We start from the raw sequence: 8,417 nt of genomic DNA on the forward strand, positions 1-8,417 counted from the left end.
GTTCGACTTGCATGTGTTAAGCACGCCGCCAGCGTTCGTCCTGAGCCAGGATCAAACTCTCCAAACAAAACCCAATCAGAGAAACCTGACCAAAACACGCCACACCCCCAACACGGGGACGCCAGGAGCGCAGCAAAAAAACAAAAAACAAAAACCACCAAACACACTATTGAGTTCTCAAACAACACACCCGACCGACCGCCCAACCAGCGCGCGGCTCTGGGCCGCGGACAGATCGTGCGGACGGCGAGGACACCGCCGAAACGGTGCTTCCCTCAAGGAGGCCGTCGCGCCTTACGGACTGACCGGGTCGCGACGACTTCAACAAGTTACGTGAGAGAAAACTGGGAGTCAAATTACCTGCTAGGTGGCCGGTTTCGACCCCCGGTTAGGCCCAACGCGGCCGGACCGCGGGATATTCCCGACTCCGCCCGGCGTCAGCCACCCCGGTCAACGCGCTCCACGCCGGCGATATTCCGCTTTCCGCGGCGTAGCACGAGCCAGCGGCCGTGAAGGTAGTCCTCCGGCGCGGGGGTCCACTCGTCGCTGTCGATCCTGACGTTGTTCACCGACACGCCCCCTTCGGCTACGGTCCGCCGCGCGGCGCCCCTACTTGCCGAAAGACCCGTCGCAACGAGCAGGTCGACAATTACGCTCGGGGCGCCCGGCTTCAGTTCGGCCACCGACGCCTCCCGGAGAGCGGCGGCCAGCGTCGCTTCGTCCAACCGAGACAGTTCCCCTCGGCCGAACAGCGCCTGGCTGGCGTGTTCGACCGCGATTGTGGCCGCCTCCCCGTGCACGAGGGTGGTCAGCTCGCGCGCCAACCGTCGCTGCGCGGCCCGCTCATGCGGACGCGCCCGCGTCGCCTCGTCCAGCTCGGCGATTTCCACCGGCGACAGGAACGTGAACCACCGCAGGTATCGGGTCACATCGGCGTCGGCGGTGTTGACGAAGTACTGATACCAGGCGTACGGGCTGGTCATCTCCGGGTCCAGCCACACATTGCCGCCGCCGGTCGACTTGCCGAACTTTGCGCCGTCCGACGAAGTCACCAGCGGAACGGTCAGCGCATGCACGGTGTCGCCGAGTTTCTGCCGTACCAGCCGCACTCCGGCGATGATGTTGCCCCACTGGTCGGAGCCGCCGATCTGCAGCGTGCAGTCATAGCGCCGGTGCAGTTCGACGTAGTCGTTGGCCTGCAGCAGCATGTAGCTGAACTCGGTGTAGGAGATGCCTTCGCCCTCGAGCCGGCGCCGGATGGTGTCACGGTCCAGCATCACGTTGACGGAGAAGTGTTTTCCGACATCCCGCAGGAACTCGATCGCCCCCAGCCCGGTGGTCCATGACAGGTTGTTCTCGACGATCGCGCCGGACGGCGACCCGTCGAAATCGACGAACCGCTCCAGCTGACCGCGGATGCGCTCCGTCCAGTCGGCGACGGTGTCGGCCGCGTTCAACTTGCGCTCGCCGGTCTCGCGGGGATCGCCGATCATGCCGGTTGCCCCGCCGGCCAGCACAATGGGCCGGTGCCCGGCCTGCTGAAAGCGCCGCAACGTCAGCAGCGGCACCAGGTGCCCCGCGTGCAGGCTTGGGGCCGTCGGGTCGAAACCCGCATAGACCGTGATGGGTGGGCGGGCCACCTCGGCGGCAAGCGCGTCGAGGTCAGTGGACTGCGCAACCAGCCCACGCCAACTCAACTCGTCGAGGATCGTGCCCATGAGGTTGATCTTTCCAGTCGTTAGTCGCTGGCTCCCGGTGCGGGCGCACGCGGGCTGCGGCGGTACGGCGACACTTCGGGTCGCCCGGCCAGCCAGAATCGCCACGGCCGGTCGGCGGCCTTGCTGACGCCAACCCGCGGTCCACTGGCCGCGGGCTGCTCGTCACCGAGCTTCAGGGTGATCGGGCCTGCCGGGTCGAACAGGTCGATGCCGTAGTGGTCCATCGTAATCCCAAGCGCCGCACACAGATTGCCCGGTCCGCGGGCCAGCGCGGCCGGGCGCGCCGCCTCACCGCGCCTCCGTCGCGCGGTCTCGATGCCGGCGTCGACGACCACCGCCGCTCGCAGCAGCACCGCGGCGGCCGCGACATCGGGACCGCACACGACGTTCGCGCAGACGTGCAGGCCGTGGCTGCGGTAGGTGTAGAGCCGGCCGGCCGGCCCGAACATGACGGCGTTGCGCGCGCCGGGTCCCCGGAACGAGTGCGACGCCGCATCAGGCCACGGACCGTCCGGCGGCCCACCGTAGGCCTCGACTTCGACGATCGTGGCTTGCACCCCGTCAACCGCCAGTACGGCCCCGAGCAGTCTCCGCGCCGCGGTCGGCGGGTCCGTGACCAGCAGCTCAGCGCTCACCAGACAGATTCTGCCCCCGGTATTGACAGCGGCGGTAGCCGGGAGGATTATTCACCATGTGATGAGTTCATCGAGTGATGAATTACTCCGCAATGGCGTCGAGCCCGCGATCAGCATCGGGGATCTGCGCGTTATCCGCGGCAAACGTCCTGCGGTGCAGGACCTTTCAGTCACGATCGCGCGTGGCACGATTACCGGCCTCCTCGGGCCATCCGGCTCTGGCAAGACCACGCTGATACGGTGCATTGTCGGCACCCAGATCGTCGCAGGCGGTTCTGTCACGGTGCTCGGCCACCCGGCGGGATCGCCCGAACTGCGTCGACGAGTCGGTTACATGCCCCAGGACCCCACCATCTACAACGACCTGCGTGTGATCGACAACATCCGATATTTCGCCGCGCTCTACGGCGAGGACCGGCAAGCCGCCGAAGAGGCGGTCGAGGCGGTCCGTCTGACGGACCAGCGAGCCTCGTACTGCGCCAACCTGTCGGGCGGCCAGCGCGCACGGGTTTCGTTGGCCTGCGCGCTGGTGTGCCGCCCCGACCTCCTGGTGCTTGACGAGCCGACCATTGGCCTCGACCCCGTGCTGCGCGTGGACCTGTGGGATCAGTTCAACGCGCTGGCTCGCGCCGGAACGACCTTGGTCGTCTCCAGCCACGTGATGGACGAGGCCGACCACTGCGCCGACCTGCTGTTGATGCGCGAAGGCCGACTTCTGGCCCACACCACGCCGAACCGACTACGAGAGGACACCGGATGCGCGTCACTGGAGGAAGCGTTTCTGTCCATCATCCGGCGCACCACCGCGCCCGCAGCCGGCTGACGCTACAGGGCTATCTCGCCAGCACCGCCCGGATCCTGCGTCAGCTGGCCGCCGATCGCCGCAGCATTGCGATGATCATGTTGATCCCGATCGTGATCATCACGCTGATGTACTTCATGTTCGAGAACGTTCCCCATCGTCCCGGTAGCCCGTCGCCGTTCAACACCGCATGCCTGATCTTGCTGGGCCTTTTCCCGCTTTTCGTGATGTTTCTCATCACATCGATCACCATGCAGCGCGAACGGGGTTCGGGAACGCTGGAAAGGATCCTCACCACCCCGCTTCGCCGACCGGACCTGCTCGCGGCCTACGGGACCGCGTTTTCGGTCGCCGCGGCGGCGCAGGCCACCCTGGCTTGCATCGTGTCGTTCTGGCTTCTCGGATTCACCACCGCCGGCAGTCCCATCTGGGTGTTCGTGATTGCAATCGCCAACGCGGTCCTCGGCGTTGGGCTCGGTCTGCTGTGTAGCGCGTTCGCACGTACCGAATTTCAGGCGGTGCAATTCATGCCGGTCGTAATCGTCCCGCAGCTGCTGCTGGCCGGTATCATCGTCCCGCGAGCTCTGATGCCGACCTGGCTGCAGTGGATCAGCAACGTCATGCCCGCCAGCTACGCACTCGAAGCCCTGCAGCAGGTCGGGACCCATAAAGAGCTGACTGGCATCGCGGTGCGCGACATCGTTGTCGTCGTGGGTTTCGCTGTGCTGGCGCTGTGCCTGGCAGCGGCGACGCTGCGCAGACGGACGCCGTAGACAATTGACCGCCGACGCGCAACGCAAACGCCCCGGGCGCCCGCCGGGTACCTCCGACACCCGGGAGCGCATCTTGGCTAGCGCTCGTGAATTGTTCGCGCGCAACGGGATTGACAACACATCGATTCGGGCGGTGGCCGCCGACGCCGGCGTGGATCCGGCGCTGGTGCACCACTACTTCGGCGTCAAGCAGCAGTTGTTCGCTGCCGCGATTCACATCCCCATCGATCCCATGGAAGTACTGGGTCCGCTGCGTGAGACGCCTATCGAGGACATGGGCTACAAGATCCCTTCTCTGCTCTTGCCCCTGTGGGACTCCGAGATGGGCAAGGGCTTCGTCGCCGAGTTGCGGTCGCTGCTGGTCGGATCCGAGGTCAGCCTGATCCGCTCGTTTCTGCAGGAGGTGATAGCCGCCGAGATCGGGTCCCGGGTGGACAACCCGCCTGGGACGGGAACGATCCGGGTCCAGTTCGTCGCGTCGCAGTTGCTGGGTGTCGCGATGGCCCGCTACATCCTGGAGTTGGAGCCGTTCAGATCGCTCCCCGCCGAGCAGATCGCGAAAACGGTCGCGCCGAACATCCAGCGCTACCTCACCGGCGATCTGCCGTTCTGAGGGCCGACTTCACCGGTTGGCGTCCGCGAGCAGGCGCTGGTGCTCCTCCTCGGTGACGTCGACCGCTTCGTCGATCAACAGCACCGGGATGCCGTCCTCGATGCGGTAGGCGCGGCGCAGCCGCGGGTTGTAGAGCACGTCGTCCACGTAAAGCAGCGGACCCCGGTCGGCGGGGCACACCAGAATGCTCAGCAGCCTCTCGTCGAGCATCGGCACCGATCAGCCGCCGGGAGCCACGGGCTTGCCGCCGCCGATGATGTATTGGTTGCTGCCACCGCCCAGGTTGACGCCCCCGGGCCCGGCCGTGAGGCCTCCGGGGTTGTTCGGGTCGTACTGGTTGATGCCGAAGCCAACCTGGTTTTGCCCGCCTCCCAGCGCCTGCGACTCCTGCTGCAGCTTGGCCTGGCCGGCGACGGTCTCCTGCAGCGCCTTGATCAACGGCGTCTGGTTCGGCCGGTATGTCTCGGCCTGCGTGATGCTGTCCAACTCGCCCTTGGTGGGCATGAAGCCCATCGCCCGCAGCCTCAGCGACTGATTGACCAGATTGGCGACGGGGCCGGCGCCAGAGGCAGTGGTGAACTCCTTGGCGAGGTCGTCCAGGACGTCGGCACGGGCGAGCCCGGGGCTGGAGCCGAGCATCAGCATGACCGCCATCCCGGTGCTGGCCAGCGCCGCCGTCGTGCTCCGTCGCCATGCGAATGCGGTCTTCGTCGGGCCCTTCGTCGTCATGCGATCCTCCGGCGCGCTGATGGCGAGGCGGCCAGGTGCCGCCAGCGGGAGCCTAACAGTGTGTCGGCTTCCTCGGGCGGCGTGTTACTGCGAGGCGTCCACCCACTCGGCCCTCGCTGGCGATGTCAACCGCTTGTAGCGGTTCGTCTCCGGGTCCAGATACCAGGCGGTGCGCCCCGCCCTCGGGATGCCCGCCTGACGCAGCGGCCCGACCATCGGCCGGTATGACGCGCTGAGCTTGATCTCGGGCACGACGTGCACGAAATCCGGGCGGTCATCGCCCAGTGCGGCGGTCGCCTCGTTCAGGTCCGCCGCCGAGATCGCGGCCCCCGGGACCGTCGTCACCGCGGTCACCGCGACCTGATGCTCGCCGGCATCGATGCCGTAGGTCACCGCCAGCGCCACCGCGCCCATCATGTCGATGGCGTCGGTGATCGGTTGTGTGTAGACCGCTCCGCGCGCGGTGTGGATGACCGACCCGCGGGTGTCGACGAGCCAGTAGTCGCCGTCGCTGTCGCGGCGGAACAGGAACTCGGTCGAGATCCAGGTGTCGGCCGGCGCGAACACGCCGCGTTTGACCGACGCCGTCGGATCGATCGGCCCCCGCGGTCGGGCCAGCAGCACACCGACCTCGTCGGTCTCGGCCCGACGGACGAATCCGCGGTCGCCTTCCAGGATGAGATCATCCTCGGGGTCGTACGCGGCCAGCTCGACCTCCGCGACACCCGGCAGTGGCCTGCCCTTGCTGCCGATCTTCGCGCCGGACACGTTGGCGAGCACCGCGTTGCCGTCGGTGGTAGCGAAGAACTCGACGACGTGGGCGGGTTCGAACACGTCGATCACTCGCTCCCACAGGCCCGTCGGCATGCCGGAGCCGATGAACAGCCGGACCGGGTGGTGGCCCTTCAGGTCGAACGCCGGGTCGTCCATGACCTCCTGGAGCATCGCCCAGGTGTACGAGACCACCGACACGCCGTACTGACGGATCTCCTGCATGAACCGGTCCGGGCGCAGCCCCCGGGACAGCGCGACGCGAGAGCCGCCGACGACCGCACCGCCCAGGCTGACCAGCAGACCCGACTGGTGGTGCAGCGGAGTGAGGCAGTAGACGGTGTCTCCGTGCCCCAGATTGGCCGACGACGCGGTGCCGAACGCCGACAGCGCCCACCGGTAGTTGGTGATCTGGCGCGCGATGAGCTCGCCGCGCACCGTGTTGAACGCGACGAACGCGACATCCTTCGCCAGCCCCGGGTTGGGCCGGTACCAGCCGGGCAGCTCGACGGCGTCGGGGTCGATGCGTTCCATGTCGACGACGTCGTCGTCGCTGGGCAGCAGGTGCAGATCCCGCGTTTCACCGCCGCCGAGCACCAGCAGCTGCAGCGACAGCCGGCGGGCCGCCTTCAGGTTGGTGGGGTCGGTGATGATCTCGGCGACACCCCCGAGCCGGGCGGCGGCGGCCAGGTCGCCGTCCGGCGGCATGAGCACCGCGACAGCGCCGAGGCGGGACAGTGCCGCGATCGCGACCAGGGCGCTCGGCCGGGTTTCCATCAGCACCCCGACGCGGTCGCCTTGTCGCACGCCGACCTCGATCAGCCCGCGGACGACGTTGTTGATGCGGGTGTCCACGGCTTGGTAGGTGTGCACCCGGCCGTCGAACAGTAGGCAGTCGCCCTGAGGTGCGCTGCGCGCCTGCTCGGACATGATCCTGCCCAGCGAGATGCGGGTGTGCTCGTTGATCTGTCCCAGACGCGCCAGGCGGGGCAGCGTGCGGACCGTTTCAATCGCCAGCGACCGCACCGACTTGTTCGCGGCCACCACCGCACCCGCCGCGGAGCGGGCGAGATCCAATGCGACATCGCCTGCGACGCCGGCGCCGTGGGCAACGCGGGAGGCGAAGGCCACCCCGCTGTCGGAGTCGCTGTGCTGGGCGGGCTGCAGCGACATCTGCGTGAGCTGCTCGGGCATTTCCCCTTCGCCGGATACCCACAGCACCCACTGCGCGACCGTCGGCCAGGTCTGCGCGGACGCCTTGGATCCAACGACAAGGCCGAAATGCCCACTACGGATGAGGAATTCATAGCTGTCGGCCTGCGGCGCAGCCCGGCGGATGCCGCGAACAGACGCCGGTTGCCCGATGTCGTCGACCTCGCCGATCACCGCCAGTATCGGGCAGTCGATGTCGCTGAGCGTCACCAGTTCGCCGTGAACCGAGAAGCCGCCCGTCATCATCCGGTTGTGCGCGATGAACTGCTTCAGCAGCTCGGAGATCGCCGGACCGGACCAGGCGATCCAGCCCTCCGATGCCAGGAATCGCCGTTGCTGCTCACGCGGCAGCAGGGCCTCGCGGTCGTGTAATTGGCGCAGGAAGTCGAGGCGGGCCTGTGCCGTCTTGACGGGGTCGAGCATCTGAAACCCGGCGCGCGCCAACCAACCTGGTATATCGACGCGATTGAACACGTGGTCGGCCATGAAGTCCGCGGCCGCGGCGCCCAGGTTGGGGGGCACGCCCATCGGCAGCGCGGCCAGCGTGTCCACCGGTGCGCCGAACGTGATGATGCTGGCCAGATCGCGGGACCGCCGGTAGGCCGCGGTCTGGTAGGCGAACATGCCGCCCTGCGAATAGCCGGCCAGGTGTACGTCCTGCCCGGTCACCTTCTTGACCGTGTCGATGGCGTCGCTCACCGCGACAATGTGGTCGGCGAGGGTGCGCTGCATACCGCCCTCCACCCGGTCCGGCGAGCCGAAGTCGATCACCCACGGGTCGATGCCGGCCCTGTGGAGGATCCCGACGGCACCGTTTTCCCGGGTCACATCCCACATATCGGCCGACATCATCATCGGGTGCACCATCAGCACCGGCGGGCCGACCGGTAGGTGGCCGTTGCGATTGTCCGCCGGAAAATACCGCCGGAGGCGGTACATCGGCACGCTTTCGACGATCTGGAACGGCGACGGCACATCGCCTGTCTCCAGTCCGCCGAAGCGCAAGACCTCGAGCCCGTTCTGCGCGGTCGCGATCAGGCGCCCGACCGGCTTGGTGATTGGCGAGAAGTCAACCATCGGCCTAGTGCCTCCCCACGTCCACGCCCCCGCTTTGCCGCCGTCATTCTGGCACGCCCTTACCTATCATCGGCGGCTGATGGCCAA

General features: G+C 67.3%; 8 protein-coding genes and 1 rRNA gene. 3 read left to right on the forward strand and 6 right to left on the reverse strand.

Annotated elements, in window-relative coordinates; translation table 11 throughout:
• The 3 genes from VKG81_RS16320 to VKG81_RS16330 all read right to left on the reverse strand — a co-directional run.
• Positions 1-67, reverse strand: a 16S ribosomal RNA gene (locus VKG81_RS16320); the annotation flags it as partial.
• A 370-nt stretch (positions 68-437) separates the two neighbouring features.
• Positions 438-1,718 carry a tyrosine--tRNA ligase gene (tyrS, locus tag VKG81_RS16325; protein ID WP_324397604.1) on the reverse strand — a complete coding sequence of 427 codons (1,281 nt, stop codon included), beginning with the start codon at positions 1,716-1,718 and terminating at the stop codon, positions 438-440.
• Positions 1,719-1,738: 20 nt separating this feature from the next.
• On the reverse strand, positions 1,739-2,356 hold the full coding sequence (locus tag VKG81_RS16330) for a DNA-3-methyladenine glycosylase (protein WP_324397611.1): 618 nt from the start codon (positions 2,354-2,356) through the stop codon (positions 1,739-1,741).
• Positions 2,357-2,411: 55 nt separating this feature from the next.
• Here VKG81_RS16330 and VKG81_RS16335 point away from each other — a divergent pair, with 55 nt between their 5' ends.
• From VKG81_RS16335 to VKG81_RS16345, 3 genes are read left to right on the forward strand one after another with little or no spacing between them, the layout of a single operon-like run.
• Positions 2,412-3,176, forward strand: coding sequence for an ABC transporter ATP-binding protein (locus VKG81_RS16335; RefSeq protein ID WP_324397605.1), 765 nt, complete (start codon positions 2,412-2,414; stop codon positions 3,174-3,176).
• A complete protein-coding gene (locus tag VKG81_RS16340) occupies positions 3,110-3,928 on the forward strand; it encodes an ABC transporter permease (protein ID WP_324397606.1) in 819 nt (272 codons plus the stop codon). The genes VKG81_RS16335 and VKG81_RS16340 overlap by 67 nt, the downstream gene beginning before the upstream one ends.
• Positions 3,929-3,932: 4 nt before the next feature.
• Positions 3,933-4,541, forward strand: a complete 609-nt coding sequence (locus VKG81_RS16345) for a TetR/AcrR family transcriptional regulator (protein WP_324397607.1) — start codon at positions 3,933-3,935, stop codon at positions 4,539-4,541.
• Between the two features lie 9 nt (positions 4,542-4,550).
• On the opposite strand, the gene VKG81_RS16350 is transcribed toward VKG81_RS16345, so the two are convergent.
• The 3 genes from VKG81_RS16350 to VKG81_RS16360 all read right to left on the reverse strand — a co-directional run bounded on the left by VKG81_RS16350 (position 4,551) and on the right by VKG81_RS16360 (position 8,330).
• Positions 4,551-4,751: a Trm112 family protein gene (locus VKG81_RS16350; protein WP_324397608.1), complete on the reverse strand. Its 201-nt coding sequence runs from the start codon at positions 4,749-4,751 to the stop codon at positions 4,551-4,553.
• A gap of 9 nt (positions 4,752-4,760) precedes the next feature.
• A complete protein-coding gene (locus tag VKG81_RS16355; protein WP_324397609.1) occupies positions 4,761-5,270 on the reverse strand; it encodes a hypothetical protein in 510 nt (169 codons plus the stop codon).
• 84 nt (positions 5,271-5,354) lie between these two features.
• Positions 5,355-8,330, reverse strand: coding sequence for an acyl-CoA synthetase (locus VKG81_RS16360; protein WP_324397610.1), 2,976 nt, complete (start codon positions 8,328-8,330; stop codon positions 5,355-5,357).
• Between the last annotated feature and the right edge of the window lie 87 nt (positions 8,331-8,417).

The organism is Mycobacterium sp., assembly GCF_035314905.1.
Classification (GTDB): domain Bacteria; phylum Actinomycetota; class Actinomycetes; order Mycobacteriales; family Mycobacteriaceae; genus Mycobacterium.

What these genes read in the sequence shown, in the direction of transcription:
- tyrS (WP_324397604.1), bottom strand. Translation starts at nt 1,718, where the DNA reads ATGGGCACGATCCTCGACGAGTTGAGTTGGCGTGGGCTGGTTGCGCAG.
- VKG81_RS16350 (WP_324397608.1), bottom strand. Translation starts at nt 4,751, where the DNA reads ATGCTCGACGAGAGGCTGCTGAGCATTCTGGTGTGCCCCGCCGACCGG.
- VKG81_RS16355 (WP_324397609.1), bottom strand. Translation starts at nt 5,270, where the DNA reads ATGACGACGAAGGGCCCGACGAAGACCGCATTCGCATGGCGACGGAGC.
- VKG81_RS16360 (WP_324397610.1), bottom strand. Translation starts at nt 8,330, where the DNA reads ATGGTTGACTTCTCGCCAATCACCAAGCCGGTCGGGCGCCTGATCGCG.
- VKG81_RS16340 (WP_324397606.1), top strand. Translation starts at nt 3,110, where the DNA reads ATGCGCGTCACTGGAGGAAGCGTTTCTGTCCATCATCCGGCGCACCAC.